This is a genomic window from Ruminococcus sp. CAG:379 (assembly GCF_000434255.1).
Classification (GTDB): domain Bacteria; phylum Bacillota; class Clostridia; order Oscillospirales; family Ruminococcaceae; genus Ruminococcus_F; species Ruminococcus_F champanellensis.
The window spans coordinates 16,578-34,969 of record NZ_FR894924.1 but is presented as its reverse complement, the minus strand read 5'-3'; the positions used below and the strand labels follow the sequence as shown (position 1 = coordinate 34,969).

At 55.5% G+C, this 18,392-nt stretch carries 23 protein-coding genes; all 23 read right to left on the bottom strand.

Features of this window, described 5'->3' with window-relative positions; translation table 11 throughout:
* Positions 1-4: 4 nt before the first annotated feature.
* Positions 5-1,270, bottom strand: coding sequence for an ATP-dependent Clp protease ATP-binding subunit ClpX (gene clpX, locus QVO51_RS09940; RefSeq protein ID WP_022358269.1), 1,266 nt, complete (start codon positions 1,268-1,270; stop codon positions 5-7).
* A 5-nt stretch (positions 1,271-1,275) separates the two neighbouring features.
* Positions 1,276-1,866 carry an ATP-dependent Clp endopeptidase proteolytic subunit ClpP gene (gene clpP, locus QVO51_RS09935; protein ID WP_015557946.1) on the bottom strand — a complete coding sequence of 197 codons (591 nt, stop codon included), beginning with the start codon at positions 1,864-1,866 and terminating at the stop codon, positions 1,276-1,278.
* Positions 1,867-1,979: 113 nt separating this feature from the next.
* A complete protein-coding gene (gene tig, locus QVO51_RS09930; RefSeq protein ID WP_015557945.1) occupies positions 1,980-3,302 on the bottom strand; it encodes a trigger factor in 1,323 nt (440 codons plus the stop codon).
* Positions 3,303-3,432: 130 nt separating this feature from the next.
* Positions 3,433-4,125 carry a metallophosphoesterase gene (locus tag QVO51_RS09925; RefSeq protein ID WP_022358267.1) on the bottom strand — a complete coding sequence of 231 codons (693 nt, stop codon included), beginning with the start codon at positions 4,123-4,125 and terminating at the stop codon, positions 3,433-3,435.
* A 3-nt stretch (positions 4,126-4,128) separates the two neighbouring features.
* Positions 4,129-5,622, bottom strand: coding sequence for a threonine synthase (gene thrC, locus QVO51_RS09920; RefSeq protein ID WP_276745941.1), 1,494 nt, complete (start codon positions 5,620-5,622; stop codon positions 4,129-4,131).
* A gap of 35 nt (positions 5,623-5,657) precedes the next feature.
* Entirely contained in the window at positions 5,658-6,038 is a 381-nt protein-coding gene (locus QVO51_RS09915) for a YraN family protein (protein WP_015557943.1), read from the bottom strand.
* Complete coding sequence (gene rnhB / locus QVO51_RS09910) at positions 6,035-6,652, bottom strand: ribonuclease HII (RefSeq protein ID WP_022358265.1); 618 nt, start codon at positions 6,650-6,652, stop codon at positions 6,035-6,037. Before rnhB ends, QVO51_RS09915 begins: the two co-directional genes overlap by 4 nt.
* Positions 6,652-7,260, bottom strand: a complete 609-nt coding sequence (gene ylqF / locus QVO51_RS09905) for a ribosome biogenesis GTPase YlqF (protein ID WP_369677914.1) — start codon at positions 7,258-7,260, stop codon at positions 6,652-6,654. The genes rnhB and ylqF overlap by 1 nt, the downstream gene beginning before the upstream one ends.
* Positions 7,161-7,544, bottom strand: coding sequence for a YlqF/YawG family GTPase (locus QVO51_RS10945; protein ID WP_369677913.1), 384 nt, complete (start codon positions 7,542-7,544; stop codon positions 7,161-7,163). Before QVO51_RS10945 ends, ylqF begins: the two co-directional genes overlap by 100 nt.
* Before the next feature lie 47 nt (positions 7,545-7,591).
* Positions 7,592-8,203: a signal peptidase I gene (gene lepB / locus QVO51_RS09900; protein WP_022358263.1), complete on the bottom strand. Its 612-nt coding sequence runs from the start codon at positions 8,201-8,203 to the stop codon at positions 7,592-7,594.
* 32 nt (positions 8,204-8,235) lie between these two features.
* The gene (lepB, locus tag QVO51_RS09895; protein WP_276745931.1) at positions 8,236-8,940 is read right to left on the bottom strand and encodes a signal peptidase I; all 705 of its coding nucleotides are present in this window, start codon (positions 8,938-8,940) and stop codon (positions 8,236-8,238) included.
* 140 nt (positions 8,941-9,080) lie between these two features.
* Positions 9,081-9,425 carry a 50S ribosomal protein L19 gene (gene rplS / locus QVO51_RS09890; protein WP_015557938.1) on the bottom strand — a complete coding sequence of 115 codons (345 nt, stop codon included), beginning with the start codon at positions 9,423-9,425 and terminating at the stop codon, positions 9,081-9,083.
* Positions 9,426-9,650: 225 nt separating this feature from the next.
* Positions 9,651-10,304 (bottom strand): TIGR03936 family radical SAM-associated protein, encoded by a 654-nt coding sequence (locus QVO51_RS09885; protein WP_022358261.1) that lies wholly within the window; start codon positions 10,302-10,304, stop codon positions 9,651-9,653.
* Positions 10,279-12,138 carry a TIGR03960 family B12-binding radical SAM protein gene (locus QVO51_RS09880; protein ID WP_022358260.1) on the bottom strand — a complete coding sequence of 620 codons (1,860 nt, stop codon included), beginning with the start codon at positions 12,136-12,138 and terminating at the stop codon, positions 10,279-10,281. Before QVO51_RS09880 ends, QVO51_RS09885 begins: the two co-directional genes overlap by 26 nt.
* 37 nt (positions 12,139-12,175) lie before the next feature.
* The gene (locus QVO51_RS09875; RefSeq protein WP_022358259.1) at positions 12,176-12,745 is read right to left on the bottom strand and encodes a peptidase M50; all 570 of its coding nucleotides are present in this window, start codon (positions 12,743-12,745) and stop codon (positions 12,176-12,178) included.
* A complete protein-coding gene (locus QVO51_RS09870) occupies positions 12,738-13,052 on the bottom strand; it encodes a hypothetical protein (RefSeq protein WP_022358258.1) in 315 nt (104 codons plus the stop codon). The genes QVO51_RS09875 and QVO51_RS09870 overlap by 8 nt, the downstream gene beginning before the upstream one ends.
* An 84-nt stretch (positions 13,053-13,136) precedes the next feature.
* Positions 13,137-13,229 carry a stage V sporulation protein SpoVM gene (spoVM, locus tag QVO51_RS09865; protein WP_015557934.1) on the bottom strand — a complete coding sequence of 31 codons (93 nt, stop codon included), beginning with the start codon at positions 13,227-13,229 and terminating at the stop codon, positions 13,137-13,139.
* 48 nt (positions 13,230-13,277) lie between these two features.
* Positions 13,278-13,940 (bottom strand): thiamine diphosphokinase, encoded by a 663-nt coding sequence (locus tag QVO51_RS09860; protein WP_022358257.1) that lies wholly within the window; start codon positions 13,938-13,940, stop codon positions 13,278-13,280.
* Positions 13,919-14,827: a ribosome small subunit-dependent GTPase A gene (gene rsgA, locus QVO51_RS09855; protein ID WP_281527537.1), complete on the bottom strand. Its 909-nt coding sequence runs from the start codon at positions 14,825-14,827 to the stop codon at positions 13,919-13,921. The genes QVO51_RS09860 and rsgA overlap by 22 nt, the downstream gene beginning before the upstream one ends.
* Entirely contained in the window at positions 14,811-14,942 is a 132-nt protein-coding gene (locus QVO51_RS09850) for a hypothetical protein (protein WP_288168132.1), read from the bottom strand. Before QVO51_RS09850 ends, rsgA begins: the two co-directional genes overlap by 17 nt.
* Positions 14,939-17,047, bottom strand: a complete 2,109-nt coding sequence (gene pknB, locus QVO51_RS09845) for a Stk1 family PASTA domain-containing Ser/Thr kinase (protein WP_022358255.1) — start codon at positions 17,045-17,047, stop codon at positions 14,939-14,941. Before pknB ends, QVO51_RS09850 begins: the two co-directional genes overlap by 4 nt.
* Before the next feature lie 15 nt (positions 17,048-17,062).
* Positions 17,063-17,761 carry a Stp1/IreP family PP2C-type Ser/Thr phosphatase gene (locus tag QVO51_RS09840; protein WP_015557930.1) on the bottom strand — a complete coding sequence of 233 codons (699 nt, stop codon included), beginning with the start codon at positions 17,759-17,761 and terminating at the stop codon, positions 17,063-17,065.
* The coding region (rlmN, locus tag QVO51_RS09835) for a 23S rRNA (adenine(2503)-C(2))-methyltransferase RlmN (RefSeq protein WP_288168129.1) at positions 17,748-18,392 on the bottom strand (645 nt) is incomplete at its 5' end. The genes rlmN and QVO51_RS09840, both read right to left, overlap by 14 nt.

The following is an 18,392-nucleotide window of genomic DNA, read 5'->3' as shown; positions in this document are numbered from 1 at the left end:
CATGTTATGCGGACTCGCCCACAGGTGCACCATCCTGGTTCAGCATCAAAGGCTGCTTATGCTCCTGTACGCAGGCTGCATTCACAATTACCTTGGCGATGCCGCTTTCCGAAGGAGCATCAAACATGCACTGCATCAGGATATCCTCCAGAATCGCACGAAGTCCCCGGGCACCGGTTTTCTGCTCCAGAGCGCGCTTGGCAATTGCCTCCAGCGCTTCCGGCTCAATGACCAGTTCAATGTTGTCATAGCCGAACAGCTTACAGTACTGCTTCACCAGAGCATTTTTCGGCTCGGTAAGGATCCGCACCAGGGACGCCTCATCCAGCTCGTCCAGGGCGGTGATGATGGGCAGTCTGCCCACAAGCTCCGGCACCATGCCGAATTTCACCAGATCCTGTGGAATTGCCTTGCGGAAAATGTTTTTGATCTTCGCCTTTTTGGAGATCACATCCGCCCCAAAGCCCAGGGAGGAGGATTGAAGCCGCTTGGAAATGGCACGCTCCAGCCCATCGAAAGCACCGCCGCAGATAAAGAGAATATTCTTGGTATTGATGTGGATAAACTCCTGGTTGGGATGCTTTCTGCCGCCTTGAGGAGGTACGTTGGACACGGTGCCCTCAATGATTTTCAGCAAAGCCTGCTGTACGCCCTCGCCGCTGACATCCCGGGTCAGAGAGGTGTTCTCGGACTTGCGGGCGATCTTGTCGATCTCGTCAATGTAGATGATGCCCCGCTCCGCCGCCTCCACATCGTAGTTCGCCGCCTGGATCAGACGCAGCAGTACATTCTCTACATCGTCCCCCACATAGCCGGCTTCGGTGATGGTGGTAGCGTCCGCAATGGCAAAGGGCACGTCCAGGGTTCGTGCCAGGGTCTGTGCCAGGAAGGTTTTTCCTACTCCGGTAGGCCCCAGCAGCAGCACGTTGCTCTTTTGCAACTCCACGTCCTCGCCGTCATCCTGGCTGAAGATCCGCTTGTAGTGGTTGTATACAGAAACGGACAGTGCAACCTTGGCAGCGTCCTGACCAATAACATACTCATCCAGGACTTTTTTGATCTCTGCCGGCTTCAGCAGCTTCATTTCCTTTTCAGCCGACTTTTTCCGGGACTTGCCCTTGCCCTTTGGCTGTGCATCCGCCCCATACAGCAGCTCATAGCAATAGCAGACGCATTCGTCACAGATATTTACATCTCCTGCGGAAAACATGCTCTGTACCTTGTTTTCGCCCTTACCGCAGAAATTGCACTTCTTAAAATTTTCTGGCATTCCGATTACCTCTTTGCAATAACCTTGTCGATGAGTCCATACTCCATCGCCTCGTTGGCGGTCATGAAGTTGTCACGATCCGTATCCCGGCGGATATCTTCAATGGACTTGCCGGTGTTCTCAGACAGGATCCGGTTCAGGTTTTCCTTGGTGCGCAGCAGGTTCTCTGTGCGGATCTGGATATCGGTTGCCTGGCCGGATAAACCACCGCCGCCGATCAGAGGCTGGTGAATCATGATCTCACTGTTGGGCAGGGCAAAGCGCTTGCCCTTGGCACCGGAGGAAAGCAGGAATGCGCCCATGGATGCGGCAAGACCGATGCAGATGGTAGAAACATCGCATTTGATATACTGCATGGTATCGTAGATGGCAAAGCCCGCACTGACAGAACCGCCGGGACTGTTGATATACAGACTGATATCCTTGTCCGGATCCTGGCTCTCCAGGTACAGCAGCTGCGCCACCACCAGGCTTGCGGTGGTATCGTTCACATCCTCGCTGAGCATAATGATCCGGTCGTTCAGCAGTCGGGAGAAAATATCATAGGAACGCTCTCCACGGCTGGTTTGTTCTACTACATATGGTACTAAGCTCATTGTTTCTGTCGATGCGCACGGTCGCACGCATCTCTCCTTTCCCGATATTCTGACAAATGATCTATTGCCACAATATCCACCCCGATCAATACGAGGTGGATATATGCTTCCGATTATTCAGCAGCTTCTTCAGCCGGCTTTTCTTCTTCGATGGTGTTGTCAACCACAGCGGCTTCCTTCACCAGGTCAGCAGCCTTGCCAACCTTCAGATCCACGATGTAGTCCTCCATGGGGATGCGGCTCTTGATGGCTTCCAGCTCCAGACCGCTCTGTGCAACCAGGGGTGCCAGACCTTCGTTGATCTCCTCCTCGGTCACCTGGATGTTCTCCATCTCTGCGATCTTCTCCAGTGCCAGGCGGAGCTTTACTTCGTTCTGCGCCCGCTCCTCAAAGGTATCCCGGAATGCGTCCATGGTCATGCCGGTGTACTGCAGGTAGATGTCCAGGGACATACCCTGCTGCTGGAGGGACTGCTCAAAGTTCTGGATCAAGGTGTCGATCCGATGCTCGAACATAACATTGGGGATCACAGCCTCGGTGTTCTTGATAAGGGTATCGAACACATAGTTCTCAAATGCGGAAGCCGCAGACTTTTCTGCGTTCTCCTCCATGTGCTTCTTCATATCTGCACGGAATTCCTCAGCAGTATCGAAATCGGAGGTATCCTTTGCAAAATCATCGTCGAACGCAGGCAGCTCCTTGACGCTGATGCTGTTGATCTTGATCTTGAAGGTTGCAGGCTTGCCAGCCAGATCCGGCATCTGATACTCTTCCGGGAAGGTCACATTGATCTCGAATTCCTCGCCGATGCTGTGACCAACCAGCTGATCCTCAAAGCCCGGAATGAACTGACCGCTGCCGATGGTCAGCGGGAAGCCTTCGCCCTTGCCGCCGTCAAATGCCACACCATCGATGAAGCCCTCAAAGTCCATGTTGACCTCGTCACCGTTCTGAACCGGACGGTCATCCACGGAAACGATTCTTGCATTTCTCTGACGCAGCACATCGATCTGTGCGTTGATCTCGTCGTCAGTAACATCCTTGACCTTTTTCGGAGCCTTTATGCCCTTATACTCCGGAACGGTAACCTCCGGTTTGGTAATACAGGTTGCCTTGATGACAATGCCGTTTTCCTTGCTGATGGAAGTTACCTCAACCTTGGGTCTGTCCACCAGAACCAGCTTGGTTTCCTCGATGGCATTGCCCAGCTCAGGGCCCAGCAGGCTGTTGATGGCATCCTCATAGAACACGCCTTCGCCGTAGATCTTCTCTACCATCTTCCGGGGAGCCTTGCCCTTCCGGAAGCCCTGCAGAGTAATATTCTTCTTCTGCTTCTGGTAGGTCTTTTCCACTGCGTCCTCAAACACGTCAGCGGAAATCTCAAAGGTAAGTTCCTGTGTATTTACGTCAATTTTCTCGGATGATTTTAAACTCATTCTTTTCGTCCTCCAATTTTTCATGTATCCGTATGCGCAGGGCAATACGGTTAAATCGCACTTTTATATTATAACATATCTGCCCGCCCTTTGGCTAGTAAAAAACAAGAGTTCTACATATTGCACAAATTTAAAAGATAAATTCCGGTCGAAATCCCAAATAATCGCTGGACACCATATGAAAGTCGATGCCGTCCCGCTCTCCGGTAATGGCATACCGGTGACTATAACCGTGAATATGCCCGTAGTAGCACCGGGTAATGTGGTGTCGGTACAGCACATCCAGAATATCATAGTTGCAGCTGCTGCCGAACATGGGGGGATAGTGCAGAAACACCACCGGCTCCAGCCCAGCCTGCTCCGCAGAGCAGATGGAAACCTCCAGTCGCTGCACCTCCCGTGCCAGTACCTTGGCACTCTGCTCCTGTTCGTTGCCGATATTCACCCACCCCCGGGAGCCGCAGATGCCGTACTCGCCGTAGGGGTAGTGGTTGTTGTGGAGAATGTGCAGGGTATCCAGGCCGTTTGTCTCCAGGAATTCCGTCATTTTCTTCATAGAGTTCCACCAGTAGTCATGGTTCCCCTTCAGCAGAATCTTCTGCCCGGGCAGATCCTGTATAAACTGAAAATCCGCCAGTGCCTCCGGCAGGGTCATACCCCAGGAGGTATCCCCGGGCAGCACCACCGTATCCTCCGGCGAGATCAGCTCCCGCCAGTTCCGCTCCAGCAGCTCCATATGGTTTTCCCAGCCGCTGAACACATTCATGGGCTTGCTGGGCACCCCCAGGGACAAATGCAGATCCCCGATGGTAAACAGGCTCATGGATCAAAGGCCCAGCTGCCGCAGCACGTAATCCTTCATATCCGTGCGGGCAATGGAATCGGTAAACCGCTCCGGCTTGTTTTTCAGCTGTGCCAGAGCTGCCGGGATCTCCAGCTTGGAGCGCTCCGCCAGGGCATCGATCATGGCATACTCATCCAGTGTGGAGGGCGCACCCTCCAGAGCCTCCAGCACGCTGGCACTGAATTTGTAGGGGCTTGCAGTGGAAGCAATCAGGGTCTTGGTGGTATCCCCGGTCTTTTCCTTGTATTCCTTGTACACCTTCACTGCCACTGCGGTATGGGTATCGCAGGTGTAGGAATACTTCTCGTAGATCTCATGAATGGTCTTCTTGGTGTCCGCATCGTCGCAGAAGCCAGCGCAGAAATCCGCCTGGAGTGCCTGCTTGACTGCATCCGTTACCGTATAGGTGCCCTCCTTTGCCAGCGCACCGAACCACTCCCGGATCTGGGCGTCGTCCTCTCCGGCGAGCAGGTACAGCAGCCGCTCCAGATTGCTGGAAATGAGAATGTCCATGGAGGGAGAGCAGGTTGCAAAGAATTCTCGGTTCCGGTTGTACACGCCGGTGTTTATGAAGTCGGTCAGCACCTTGTTGATGTTGGATGCACAAATCAGCTTCTTTATCGGCAGACCCATCTTCTTTGCATAATAAGCAGCCAGGATATTGCCGAAGTTGCCGGTGGGCACCACCACGTTGATGAGATCCCCGAAGTTGATCTCCCCGTCCGCTGCCAGGGTTGCATATGCGGAAATATAGTATACGATCTGAGGCAGGAGCCGTCCCCAGTTGATGGAGTTGGCACTGGAGAACATCAGGCCAGCCTGATCCAGCTGCTGCTTGACTTGTGGATCCGTAAAAATCGCCTTGACCCCGTTCTGGCAATCGTCAAAGTTGCCCTTGATGGCGCATACACCCACGTTGCCGCCCTCCTGGGTGCGCATCTGCCGCTTCTGCATGGGGCTGACACCCTCCTCCGGGTAAAACACCAGGATCTCAGTGCCGGGCACATCCTTGAAGCCATCCAGTGCAGCCTTCCCCGTATCACCGGAGGTTGCCACCAGGATCACGATTTTCTTGTTCAGCGCCTTCTTCTTTACAGCAGTGGTCAGAAAATAGGGCAGCACCTGCAGCGCCATATCCTTGAAGGCACAGGTGGGACCATGCCACAGTTCCAGCATATAGGTACCATCAAACAGGTGACTGATCTCGGCAATGGCATCGGTTTCAAATGCCTTGGTGTTATATGCGCTGTCGGTGCAGTGGTGGATCTCCGCCTCAGTAAAATCCGTCAGATACTTTGCAAAAATGTACGCTGCTCTGTCCGCATACCGCATTGTGGACAGCTGTCTGATCTCGTCCATGGTAATGGACGGAATTTCGGAGGGGACAAACAAACCGCCGTCAGCGGAAATACCCTGGGAAATGGCGGTTGCACTGTCTACTGCCAGTGCGCTGTTTCTGGTACTTTTATAAAACATGATGATCTCGTGACGCCGAAGCGCCACCTCTCCTTTCAAAAAGAATCCGTTGGTTGATCCGTTGCGTCAAATGCATTCTCCAGATAATCCAGATCCAGCACCTGACTGCCCCGGAGGGTCACTGCCGCAATATCAAACCGGGGCTGAAGCCCGGAGGGATACTGATATAAATAAGCCTGGGCAGTCCGAAGCAAGCGCTTCTGCTTGACAGGCGTCACCGCCTCAAAGCCGCTTACCATGCTGCCCGGCCGCCGTGCCTTGACCTCGACAAAGGCGATGTATTCGCCGTTTTCTGCGATAATGTCGATCTCGCCACCCCGGATGCAGTAATTCCGCCGCAGGATCCGATAGCCCTTTGCCGTCAGATATGCTGCCACAGCCTGCTCCCCCAGAGCGCCCTGCTGCCGGGTGGTCATGTGAGATTTTTCAGGAAGGATCGCCGATGCACCGGACTGATGCCGTGGGCAGCCAGCGCCTCGTAATGGGCTTTGGTGCCGTAGCCCTTATGCTTGCAAAAGCCATATTCCGGATACTGCTGATCCAGCGCCAGCATGTACCGATCCCGGGCAACCTTCGCCAGCACGGAGGCTGCTGCAATGCTTGCGGAGGTGGCATCCCCGTGGATCACCGCCTGCATGGGCAAATTCATCCGGGGCAGCCGGTTTCCGTCGATCAGTGCGCACTGCACCGGGATCTCCAGGCCGGACACCGCCCGGGTCATGGCAAGCATGGCAGCCTGTAAAATATTCAACTGCTCGATCTCCTCCACGGTAGCGGCAGCAATACAGCAGGCAGACGCCTTGGCGATGATCTCATCGTACAGGGCTTCCCGGCGCTTTTCCGTCAGCTTCTTGCTGTCGTCCAGTCCGGGGATCACCACATCCGGCGGCAGTACCACCGCCGCAGCATACACATCCCCGGCAAGCGGCCCTCTGCCGGCTTCATCCACGCCACAGAACACCGGATAACTGTTCCGGACAGCCTCGTCATATGCAAACAATTGGGTTTTTACCGCAAGTGCTCTTGCCATCATGCACCCTCATTCTCCGGAGCCTCCAGAGTGATCCGCCCCAGCTTGCCGCTCCGGAATTCATCCAGCAACGTGATCGCTGCCCGTTCCGTATTGACTTCGCCCCCGGGCACCAGCATGCCCCGCTTCCTGCCCAGCTCCTCCAGCAGGATTCTGCCTTCCGTGCCTTCCGGCAGATTGATCTTATACCGGGCGGTCAGCGCCTGGGGATACGCTTCGTGCAAATACTCCAGCAACAGCATGGCGAGGGCTTCAATATCCAGCACGTCATCGTTGATGGCACCGGTAAATGCCAGCCGCTGCGCTGCTTGCTGATCGTCAAATTTCGGCCAGAGCACACCGGGAGTGTCCAGCATTTCTACCCCGTCCCCCAGCTTGACCCACTGCTTGGTACGGGTCACGCCGGGACGATCCTCCACCTTGGCACGCTTGCCGCCTGCCATTTTATTGATAAAGGAGGACTTGCCCACGTTGGGGATCCCCACCACCATCACATGAATTGGTCGGTTCAACAATCCCTTGGCACGCCACTGGGCAATCTGCTCCTTGAGCAGCTCCCGGAGTGCCGGATGGAACTGCTTGACGCCCTTGCCGGATTTGCAGTCCATTGCAACGGCGGCACCGCCGGAGCTCCGCAGGCACAGCCGGATCTCCGCAGCCGATGCAGCCACTGCTGGGTGGTACGCTCGTCCGCCATATCGCTTTTGTTCAGGATCAGCAGCCGTGGCTTGCCGCCGGTAAGCCTGTCCATTTCCGGGTTCCGGCTGCTCACCGGGATCCGGGCGTCCAGGATCTCCACCACAGCGTCCACCAGGGACAGATTGGCGGTGATCATCCGCCGGGTCTTGGTCATGTGTCCCGGGAACCACTGAATCGAACGTATTTCTGCCATGAAAACTCCTTTATACAGCGCTCCCTGGGGAGCATGTTTCATTGGACTCAGCCAACCTTCCCGAATTTGTCCAGGGGGAACACGCGCAGCAGCGCCTTGCCCATGATTTCTGATTCCGGTACGAAGCCCACATTGGGATGTCGGCTGTCCTTGGAAATATCTCGGTTATCTCCCAGCACGAACACATACCCCTCCGGCACGACCACCGGGAACTGCATGCCGCCCTCGTCCCGGGTGGTCAGGGTATTGATGTAGCCCTCCTGCAATACCTGGTCGTCCACCGTTACTGTGCCGGTATTGAAATCGATATCCACCTTCTGTCCGCCCAGCGCAATGATCCGCTTGACGATCAGCTTGTTCAGACCCTCCGACTCCACCACCTGCTGTGCGGAACCCAGCTGATAGCTTTTCCTTGCATTGATGATGACCACATCTCCTTGCTGAGGGGTATAGCCCAGCTCTGAGATGATGAGCCGATCCCCATTTACCAGGGTGGGAACCATGGAAGCCCCCTCCACTGTGGCAATGCGGAACAGGAACGTAAACACCAGAAACACCAGGAACACCGAACAAAGTATGGATTCGATCAGATCCAGAAGATCTCCCAGAATGCTCCGTTCAACATCCTCTCGGTTCTGCTCCGGTTGCTGTTCAGCCATTGCCGGCACTCCTTTCTTCAGGCGTATCCGCCTTAATCAATCACACTGAACTGCTCCGCCCAGGTGCTGCGCAGCTTTTCGTCCCGTGCAAACCGATAGACAGCATGCCCGATTACGGCATCCTCCGGCACAAAACCCACCAGGGTGCTGCGGCTGTCGGTGGAAGCATTCCGGTTGTCCCCCATCACGAAGATGTACCCCTCCGGTACGGTCAGGGGATATGTAAACGCCCCGTCATTCCGGGTGGTCAGCATATTGATGTAATCCTCCTTCTGCACCACCCCGTTAAGGGTCACAGTACCGGAGGTAAAGTCGATATCCAGCTGATCCCCTGCTACAGCGATCACACGCTTGATCAGATTGATGCCGATACCCTTCTTTTCAACGACCTGGGTCTGTCCCGGATCCGAAAACAGATGCGCCTCGGTGCCGTCCACGATGACCACATCGCCCCGCTGGGGATGATAGAACAGCTCCACCATCAGCACCCGATCCTTATCATATAAGGTAGGGTTCATGGAACTGCCGTCCACCGTCACCGGCCGCAGGATGAATGCAAACACCAGCACCACCACAAACACGGAAACAATGACGGATTCTGCAATGTCCAGAAGGTCATTGACCAGGGACTTGACCGGGGATTTCCAATCCTCCTGCTTTCCGGATTCCTCCGGCGCAGCAGGCTGCTGTACTTCTTTTGTTTCTTCCTTGCTTGTATCCAGAGATTCGTTCTCCATGCTGCAACCCGATCCTTTCTGAAAGCCGTTCCCGGCAATATCCTGATAGCAAAAAAGGGACGTAACGTCCCCCTTCTTCCGCATTCGATGCAAGTGACATGCGAAGCAGGAACCTGCTCCGCACATGCACAAACCATCTCTTAGCGAATCTGCTCTTTTACCTTTGCAGCCTTGCCGACACGATCACGCAGATAGTACAGCTTCGCTCTGCGAACCTTACCGCTGCGAACCAGTTCAACCTTTTCTACAACAGGTGAGTGAAGCGGGAATACACGCTCAATACCGCAGCCGTGTGCTACCCGGCGAACGGTAAAGGTCTCGCTGATTCCACCGTGCTTCTTTGCAATCACAGTACCCTCAAATACCTGAATACGGCTCTTGTCGCCTTCCTTGATCCGAACGTGTACCTTTACGGTATCACCGATGTGCAGTTCCGGCGCATCTGCCTTGATGCTGTCATTGCTGATGAGTTTCAGTGCATCCATGGTTTTTCCTCCTGTTTTTTCCGAATGTTCTTGCCTGTCCTTGACGTGGGAGCATTCTGCTCCGGAAACGCCTGCCGCATGGGCAGTACGGGCAGAAACCTGCCAGGCAGCGGACCATCCGACTTAATGTCATTTGTATGGCACTAACTCTCACTGCGGAAACCCGCAGCGGACTTCAAATGCTTTACTATTATATCACAGCTCTGCAAAAAGTGCAAGGGGTTTTCAGAAAAAAACTGTGCCGTCATGGCAAATTATTTTTTCCCGCAGTACCCGGTTCACAGAAAAGTCCGTTCCCGGCTCCAGTTCCTGCATGGCATCCAGCACCGCCGTAGGGTTCAGATTGGTTTGCGCCCCTGCCGGCAGCCGCAGCCCCAGCTGCACCTGTGTCCCATCCTGCTGACAGGACAGGCACTGGATCTGGGGACGGATCTCCGTCTGCACCAGCTGCTTGCGCTTATTGGTACGCTGGATCAGAATGGATTCCCGGGCAAGAAACCCGTCCCAAGCTGCCGAAAATCCCTCCCAGGCTTCCAGCTCCAGCAAATAGTCCGCAAAGCCGATTTCCGTATGCTTTTTTACCGGTTCTGCCGCATGCCGGATCCGCAGTCCTTCTGGCAACACAGCGTTCAGCCGATCCTGCAGTTCCGCAAAGGGCACCAGCTCCCGCAGGTTGAAATCCATAATCTCGCACACGCTTTCAAAGCCCAGGGACAGTGCCAGTGGAAACATGAGATATAGCCGTGGATTGAACCCCTCCGAATACCAGATGGGAAGCTTCGCCCGGCGGAAGGCACGCTGCATGCACCGGTTCAGATCCAGGTGGGAGATATACTTCGCCCGGTCACGTTTTTCATACACCGTTCGGATCTTCAGCAAAGCAAGCACCTCCTACCTTTTGATTTACACCGCAGCCGGCACATTGCAGCCGGCAGTTGGGCGTGGTCAGAGACTGATGGGCACGTTGATTCTCCCGGATGAAAAAGTCCTTGGACACATAATAATCCAGGTGATCCCAGGGGAACACCTCATCATAAGACCGGGTACGATTGGCGTAAAACGCCGGATCCAGCCCTGCCTCCCGGAATGCCTCCTGCCAGCGGCTGTAGTCGAACCGCTCTCCCCAGCTGTCAAAGGTGCTTCCCTTCCTCCATGCCCGGTACAGCACTTCACTGAGCCGCCGGTCTCCCCGGGCAAGTGCCGCCTCCAGCAGACTGGCATCAGACTGATGCAGGGCGGCACGGATCTTTTTGCTCCGGATGGCATCTCGCAGCACCTGCTGCTTATGCTCGATCTGGGCATGGGTGGCTTGTGGCTCGAACTCAAAGGGGGTAAAGGGCTTTGGCACAAAGGTGGCGGTGCTGATGGACACCTGTACATTCTTTCCCTTGGGTCGGTGGGGATTTTCATAGAACAGATCCACCACCTTTTGGGCAAGCTGGGCAATACCCACAATATCCGCATCGGTTTCCGTAGGCAGTCCCATCATGAAATACAGCTTCACCGTATCGTAGCCCCCCTCGAATGCGATCCGGCAGGTTTTCATGACCTCCTCCTCGGTCACATTCTTGTTGATTACGTCCCGCATCCGCTGGGTACCTGCCTCCGGCGCAAAGGTCAGTCCGCTTTTGCGCACCCGTTTGATCTGGTTCATCAACTCCTCCGAGAAGTTGTCAATCCGCAGCGAGGGCAGGGACAGATTGATTTTTTCTTCCTCCGTATAGGTCAGCAGCTTTCGCAGCATGGGGTCGATCTGGGAGTGATCGCTGGTGCTCAGGGAGGACAAGGACACCTCGTCATAGCCTGTATTCTCGCACAGAGCCTTACTTTCCCCATACACGGTTTCCGCCGACTTTTCCCGGAATGGACGATACAGAAACCCTGCCTGGCAGAACCGGCAGCCCCGGATGCAGCCCCGTAGCACCTCCACGGACACCCGATCCTGGACGATCTCCGTAAAGGGCACCACAAAATTATCCGGGTAGAACACCTTGTCAAAATCCCGGATGATCCGCTTCTTCACCGTCGCCGGCGCCCCATCCTTTGGAGTCACTGCCTGGATGGTTCCGTCCGGGTGATAGGTCACTTCGTACAGAGAGGGCACATAGATCCCCTCTATCCTGGCAGCCGCCCGGAGGAACGCCTGTCGATCCGCCCCCTCCTGCCGCATCCGGTAATACAGATCCATCAGCTCCAGGTTGACTTCCTCCCCCTCTCCCAGAATGAACAGGTCGAAGAAATCCGCCAAAGGCTCCGGATTGCAGGCACAGAGGCCTCCTGCCACTACCAGTGGAGCAATCGCTGTGCCACGGTCCTTTGCGTACACCGGTACACCTGCCAGATCCAGCATATTTAAAATATTGGTGTAGGACAGCTCGTACTGGAGGGTAAAGCCGATGAAATCAAAGTCCCGGATGGGCTCCAGGCTTTCCAACCCATACAGGGGAATGTCATGCTCCCGCATGATCTGTTCAAAATCCGGCCAGGGGGCAAACACCCGTTCACACCAGTAATTTTCTCTCTGATTGGTCAGAGCGTAGAGGATCTTCATCCCCAGATGGCTCATGCCGATGTCATAGCAGTCCGGAAAGCAGAACGCAAACCGCACATCCACCTTAGATTTGTCTTTATAAATGCTCCCGGCTTCGCCGCCGATATACCGGGCAGGCTTCTGCACGGACAGCAGGTATTTTTCAATCTTTTCTTTTAGCATGGAATGCTCCTCAATATGGTTTGATACATCCATTGTACTATATTCTTTCCGTTTGTGCAAGGGGCAGTTCCCACAGGAACAGATAGCCCAGCATGGCATACAGCTGCACATTCCGCACCCCGGCTGCCAAGCATGCACCAGCCAGAACAAACGTACCTGCACACACCAGCCAGGTCAGCAGCGCCTGTGCCCGGATGCCGGGGAACAGGCATCGGAGCACTGCTCCCCCGTCCAGGTTCCGGTAGGGCAGCAAATTCCATAGTCCCAGTCCCACATGCAGCCAGGCAAGGGAGGAACCGGTCAGCCACAGCACCCATCCCACAGCCAGGTTCACCCCGGGGCCGCTCAAAAGAATCAAGATCTCCTGCCGCCGGGTCAGCATTCTGCTGCGGCGTGGGATCATGAGAATGCCTCCGCCCCAGAACCGCAGCACTGCCAGCTTCTGACCGCAGGCACACATGGCGGCAGCATGTCCCAGCTCGTGTATCAAGGATGCCAGCAGTAAGGGCAGTGCCAGCTCCGCCCGGATCAGACAGAACAGCGCCCACACAGCTGCAAAACCAAAGCAGATGATGACCCGGACTCCACGCAGCCGGAAGCTAAGCATACACCGGCAGATCCAGCCGCAGGAATGGCTCCAGTAATTCCGGCCTCCACAGCTGGTGCAGCTGTTCCCGGCAGTAAGCAAGCCAGTGCAGCGCAGCCTCCGGAGCAAAATAATTCCAGATCAGCACCACCAGGCACAGCCCCACACAGAGCATGCACTGGGTCACGATGATATCACTGTAAGGTGCCTCCGCCTTTCGCTGCTGCTTTTCCAGAGCCTGGGCAAACAGGGCATCCTCCTGCTGTCTTGCCTGTTCCAATGCATCCTCCGGACAGTCCTCCGCCCGCTCCCATTGGGTTTCCTTCATACAGATCCCTCCCGTCTGTATGAGCATATGCGCATCCCACACTGGGTATGCAAAAGCGCCTGTGCAGCTGCACAGGCGCCTGGTTTACACTTCCTCCACCGGTTCCCGCTTGATGTGGAAGATGGCACAGAGAATGCCGGACAAAAACCGGGGACTCTTGACTACAACAATTTTCATGCTGATCCCTCCTGTGTAATCCGGAGCGGCAGCTCCTTATGCTGTAGCTTATGCCCTGCCGCCGGATTGGTGCCTGTCCTGTGAGAATACCAGCAGAAGCATCCCCTCTGCAAGGGTCACCGTTGCCTGCTCTCCGGTAATATGATTGCTGACACCCAGGGGGAAATCCGCAGTCAATTCCGCATCCTGCAAGGGATACTCCACCCCCTCCAGGCACACGCCTTTACAGGCGGTCGTCAAGGCGAACACGGAAAAATAGCTGTCAGGGCGTGCCGGATAGACCCGTCTGCCGGGCGGATGCAGCATGGCTTCGTTTCGCTCCCCAATCAGAACGCCTTCCGCCCCTCTGGCATACAGGAACAAAAGCGTCTGGACATTGGCAATGGTATGATCCAGCCGTCCCCCGATGGCACCGTACAGCACGAACCGCCGGAAGCCCAGGGACAATCCAAGCTTCACCGCCAGCATGGTGTCCGTATCATCCTTTTGTATCGGATGCCGCCGGATCTGACTGTCCTGGGGGATCTCCCCCTCCGGCAGGGTATCAAAATCCCCTACCAGATAATCCGGCTTCAGCCCCAGCGCCTTTGCATATCGGTATCCTCCATCGGCGCAGAGGATCAGATCTCCCGGCTCCGGGGAAACGGGGGGCAGGAACTCCATAGGTGCCCCGGCGAAAATATAACAGGTCAATTCTTTTTCAATTCCCATTCCTTCAGTCCCTTTGCCTCCTCAAACATGCGGCAGTAGCTTTCATACCGGCTCCGGGGAATCTCCCCATCCTCCACGGCCTGCCGCAGGGCACAGTTCCGCTCTGCTGTATGGGAGCAATCCTGAAACCGGCACTGTCCCAGATAGGGTACAAATTCCCGGAAGCAGCCGGCAAGCTCCTCCTTGCGGATAATATCGTACTGGTTGGTTTCAAAGGTGGAAAAGCCTGGCGTATCCGCTACATAGCCCCCGCCCTGCACCGGGTACAGCTGGGCATGCCGGGTGGTATGCCGTCCCCGTCCCAGCTTTTCGCTGATGCTGCCGGTTTCCAGCTGCAAGGATGCGTCAATGGCGTTCAGCAGGGTGGATTTCCCTGCGCCGGAATTGCCCGTAAAGGCGCTGACCTTTCCACTCAGACATGCGGCAACCGCATCCACCGTGCGGGGGATTGCATACTCCACCACATATACCGGGATTCCTGCCTTCTGATAGATCTCCACCAAAGGAGCCGGATCCTCCAGATCCGCCTTGGTCACCACCAGAATAGGGGTGATCTGCTTGTACTCCGCAATGGCGATAAACTTATCCAGCAGCAGCAGATTCGGTGCCGGCTTGTACATGGATACCACAAACAGCAGCTGATCCAGATTTGCAAGGGGCGGCCGGATCAAGTTGTTTTTCCGGGGCAGCAGCTGATCGATGACCCCGTTTTTCACCTGAACCCGATCCCCCACCATGGGGGACTGCCCCCGGTTCCGGAAGATGCCCCGGGCACGAAAGTCAAAAACGCCGGAGGGGGACTCTACAGTATAGAGTCCCCCGATTGCTTTGATAATCGTTCCGGTCAGTACGGATCCTGTCTGCATGGGATCAATCCTGGTCTGCATTCGGATCCCCCACCGGTTCTGTTTCCTGAGCAGGCTCCGTAGGCTGGGGCGGTTCTGCCGTGGTATGGGTCGGTGCCGGCTTAGTGGTATGCTGTACCGGCGGATGTGTAGTCACAACCGGNNNGGCGGATGTGTAGTCACAACCGGCGGCTCGGTCTGTGCTGCAATGGCACCGATACTCTTGAATGCCGCATGCACGTTCACATCGCTCTTTGCGCTTGCCGTCTTCTTGTCAAAATCCACCAGATAGGTGCCTACCCGGGCAGTTTCCTTGTTGGAGGAATTGGTCACAGAAACGATCAGTTCCTTCTTGCCGGAGCCCTCCAGGGGAACGCTTGCAGAGCCGGACGTGTATTCTGCGTTAATCACAGGGCTTGTGAAGAACACGGAGCCCCCGTCATAGAAGGTGAAATAGAAGGAGCCGTGTACGTTCTCCGGCAGTGCAAATGTGACATTGCAGGTATTCACCGGTGCAACACCGTTGCTGACCTTGACCTCGATCACGGTGCCGGTCACAACCTGCTCTCCTGCATTGATGCTCTGGAAAATGATCTGCCCCTTGGGTTCGCTGGAATCCACCTCTGTTACCTGAAGCTCAAGCTTCATGACCTCAGCGTCCAGCTTTGCTTCCTCCAGGGTTTTGCTTGTAAAGTTGGGAACCTCCACCGTAGAAGCGTTGGGGCCCATACTGATATAAACCAGAATCTTGGAATTGGGCGCAATGGCCTCCCCGGCGGCAGGCACGGTCTCACAAACCAGTCCCTTTTCCACTGTATCGCTGGCCGCCTTCTTGACCTCCACCGTCAATCCCTGGTTGGACAGGGTCTTTGTGGCAAGCGTTTCCGTCCAGCCGATCACATCCGGCACGTCGATGGTGTTATTGCCAAGGCTCACCTTGATCTCCACAACGCTGTTCAGGGCAATGGGATCATTTTCCGGAATGCTCTGGTAGAAGATCACGTCCTTGTCGTACTCGGAGTATTCGCTGGCGGTCACCTTCAGATCCAGCTTGCCCTTCCAGGCATCCACTGCCTCCTGGTAGTTGGTGCCCACCAGATTCGGCATTGCAAATTCCTTTTTGTCTCCCTGATTGTCGCCGTTGAGCCAGCCTACGATCAGGTAGGTGACCAAAATCACCGCAGCCACGATCACTGCAATGGTAACGCCGGTGAGAATGGGCACAAACAGGGAGCGGCGCTCCTCTTCTTCCTCATCCTCATCGTCGTATTCGTCCTCATCGGACTCCTCGTAATCCTCCTGGTCGTCTCTGCCCTCCCGCATAGCCGGAATTTCCGCCGTTGCCGGGGTCACAGCCTGGAAGAACCGGGTAGGAGAATCCGAGGTCTGGGCATCCTCCTCGTCATCGTCATCATGATAGCCGAACACAATGTCCGGGTTTTCCTTGAACTGCTCGATATCCCGGATCATTTCCTGGGCAGTCTGATACCGGTGCGCCGGATCCTTCACCATGGCATGCAGGATGATCTCCTCCAGACCGATGGGAATGTCCGGATTGATGTTCCGGGGACGCTCTGCCTTTGCCTGCATATGCATCACCGCAATGGTCACCGGATTGTCCGTATCAAAAGGCTTTTTCCCGGTCAGCATCTCATAGAGCATCACGCCCACAGAGTATACATCGCTCTTGGCATCGGTCACGTCGCCGCGAGCCTGCTCCGGGCTGATATAATGCACTGTCCCGATGGCCTGATCCGTTGCGGTCTTGCCCTGCTCCCGGGCGAACTTGGCAATGCCGAAGTCCATGACCTTAATGGTGCCGTCCGGGAACATCATAATATTCTGAGGCTTGATATCCCGGTGTACGATCCCTCTGCTGTGAGCATGCTGCAGTGCCCGGAGGATCTGCAGAACAAAGTGTACGGAATCCTTCCAGCTGAGCACCTTTTCGTTCTCCATGTACTCCTTCAGGGTGATCCCGTCAATGTACTCCATTACAATGTACTGGATCTTGTCAGAGAATCCCACATCGTAGATCTTGACGATATTCGGATGGGACAGCACTGCAATGGCTTTGGATTCGTTCCGGAACCTGCGGAGGAATTCCTCGTTCTCTGCAAATTCCTTTTTGAGGATCTTGACCGCTACGGTTTTGTGATCCACCACGTCAGTGGCCTTGTACACGTCCGCCATGCCGCCGACGCCGATCAGCTCCGTAATTTCATACCGGCCGTCCAGCTTCTTACCAATGTTCTTATCCATCTACTTCTCTCCTACTCAATCTGAGATGATTGCCAGGGTGATGTTGTCCCGTCCACCCTTTTGGTTTGCCATATCTACAAGGTGTCCGCAAACCGTCTCAAAGGACTGCTCACGGAGCGCCTGTGTGATTTCATCCTTGCTGCAATAGCTGGACAGACCATCCGAGCAAAGCAGCACCAGAAACCGGGAATCGTGGGTCTGTTCAAAGTAATCCGGCTTCACTGTGCGTTCCACGCCAATGGCACGGGTCAGCATATTCCGCTGGGGGTGGGATTTCATTTCCTCCCGGGTGATCTTGCCCTGTGCCAGAAGCATCTGCACCACGGTGTGATCCACCGTCAGCTGCTCCAGGGGTGCAAGTCCCTGCAGAAGATATGCCCGGGAATCCCCTACATTTGCCACATGCAGCATGGTATCATCCACATACGCCATGACGCATGTGGTGCCCATGCCGAAGTTCTTGTAATCCAGCTTTGATTTTGTATATACAACGGAATTGGCTGCGGATATGGAGGCACAGAGCAGCTGCTTGATCTCCGAGCCGTTCATGCCGGCGTGATAGCCCTCCTTGAAATGGGAAACAGCTTCGCCTATGGCAAGCCGGCTTGCCTCTCCGCCGGAGCGTTCGCCGCCCATGCCGTCACAGACAACCGCCAGCACCCCGTCCTCCAGTTGGAGGGTTTCTACCCGATCCTGGTTTTCATCCCGAACCATTCCTACATCCGTTGCTGTCTGAATCCGCAATATCCTCACCCCGTTCCCTTTGTGCCTCCCGGCGCAGCTGTCCGCAGGCGGCGTTGATGTCGCTGCCCAAAGTCCGCCGCACTGTGGCGTTGAGTCCCTCCTGTTCCAGCATCTGCTGAAAGCTGTAGACCGTATCCCGTTTTGTGTGATAATTCCGCTCCCGGACGGGATTGACCGGGATCAGGTTGATATGACAGGGCAGCCCCTCCAGCTGTTTCGCCAGCAGCCTGGCTTGTTCCCTGGTGCCGTTGACCCCATCAATCACTGCATACTCAAAGGTGATCCGTCTGCCGGTGGTGGCAAAATACCGACGACAGGCACCCAGCAGCTCCGCAATGGAATATTTCCGGTTCACCGGCATGATCCGGCTCCGGCTGGCATCGTCCGCCGCATGCAGAGACACTGACAGGGTCAGTCCAAGTCCCTCCTCCGCAAGCCGGTCGATCATAGGAACCAGACCGCAGGTGGAAAGGGTCACATGCCGCAGGCTCATGCCCCGCCCCTGGGGGGCAGAAAGTAGCCGCAGAAATTTCAGCACATTGTCGTAATTGTCCAAAGGCTCTCCGATGCCCATCAGCACCAGACTGGATACCGTCCTGCC

Coding starts and splice junctions, on each gene's coding strand:
- ylqF (WP_369677914.1), bottom strand. CDS start 7,260: ATGGACTGCAAATCCGGCAAGGGCGTCAAGCAGTTCCATCCGGCACTC.
- QVO51_RS09925 (WP_022358267.1), bottom strand. CDS start 4,125: ATGAGCCTGTTTACCATCGGGGATCTGCATTTGTCCCTGGGGGTGCCC.
- QVO51_RS09875 (WP_022358259.1), bottom strand. CDS start 12,745: ATGCTTAGCTTCCGGCTGCGTGGAGTCCGGGTCATCATCTGCTTTGGT.
- clpX (WP_022358269.1), bottom strand. CDS start 1,270: ATGCCAGAAAATTTTAAGAAGTGCAATTTCTGCGGTAAGGGCGAAAAC.
- lepB (WP_276745931.1), bottom strand. CDS start 8,940: ATGGAGAACGAATCTCTGGATACAAGCAAGGAAGAAACAAAAGAAGTA.
- clpP (WP_015557946.1), bottom strand. CDS start 1,866: ATGAGCTTAGTACCATATGTAGTAGAACAAACCAGCCGTGGAGAGCGT.
- QVO51_RS09870 (WP_022358258.1), bottom strand. CDS start 13,052: ATGAAGGAAACCCAATGGGAGCGGGCGGAGGACTGTCCGGAGGATGCA.
- QVO51_RS09860 (WP_022358257.1), bottom strand. CDS start 13,940: ATGGGAATTGAAAAAGAATTGACCTGTTATATTTTCGCCGGGGCACCT.
- QVO51_RS09915 (WP_015557943.1), bottom strand. CDS start 6,038: ATGACCACCCGGCAGCAGGGCGCTCTGGGGGAGCAGGCTGTGGCAGCA.
- rplS (WP_015557938.1), bottom strand. CDS start 9,425: ATGGATGCACTGAAACTCATCAGCAATGACAGCATCAAGGCAGATGCG.
- QVO51_RS09880 (WP_022358260.1), bottom strand. CDS start 12,138: ATGCTAAAAGAAAAGATTGAAAAATACCTGCTGTCCGTGCAGAAGCCT.
- rnhB (WP_022358265.1), bottom strand. CDS start 6,652: ATGGCAAGAGCACTTGCGGTAAAAACCCAATTGTTTGCATATGACGAG.
- thrC (WP_276745941.1), bottom strand. CDS start 5,622: ATGTTTTATAAAAGTACCAGAAACAGCGCACTGGCAGTAGACAGTGCA.
- spoVM (WP_015557934.1), bottom strand. CDS start 13,229: ATGAAAATTGTTGTAGTCAAGAGTCCCCGGTTTTTGTCCGGCATTCTC.
- QVO51_RS10945 (WP_369677913.1), bottom strand. CDS start 7,544: ATGGCAGAAATACGTTCGATTCAGTGGTTCCCGGGACACATGACCAAG.
- lepB (WP_022358263.1), bottom strand. CDS start 8,203: ATGGCTGAACAGCAACCGGAGCAGAACCGAGAGGATGTTGAACGGAGC.
- QVO51_RS09840 (WP_015557930.1), bottom strand. CDS start 17,761: ATGGTTCGGGATGAAAACCAGGATCGGGTAGAAACCCTCCAACTGGAG.
- tig (WP_015557945.1), bottom strand. CDS start 3,302: ATGAGTTTAAAATCATCCGAGAAAATTGACGTAAATACACAGGAACTT.
- rsgA (WP_281527537.1), bottom strand. CDS start 14,827: ATGCAGACCAGGATTGATCCCATGCAGACAGGATCCGTACTGACCGGA.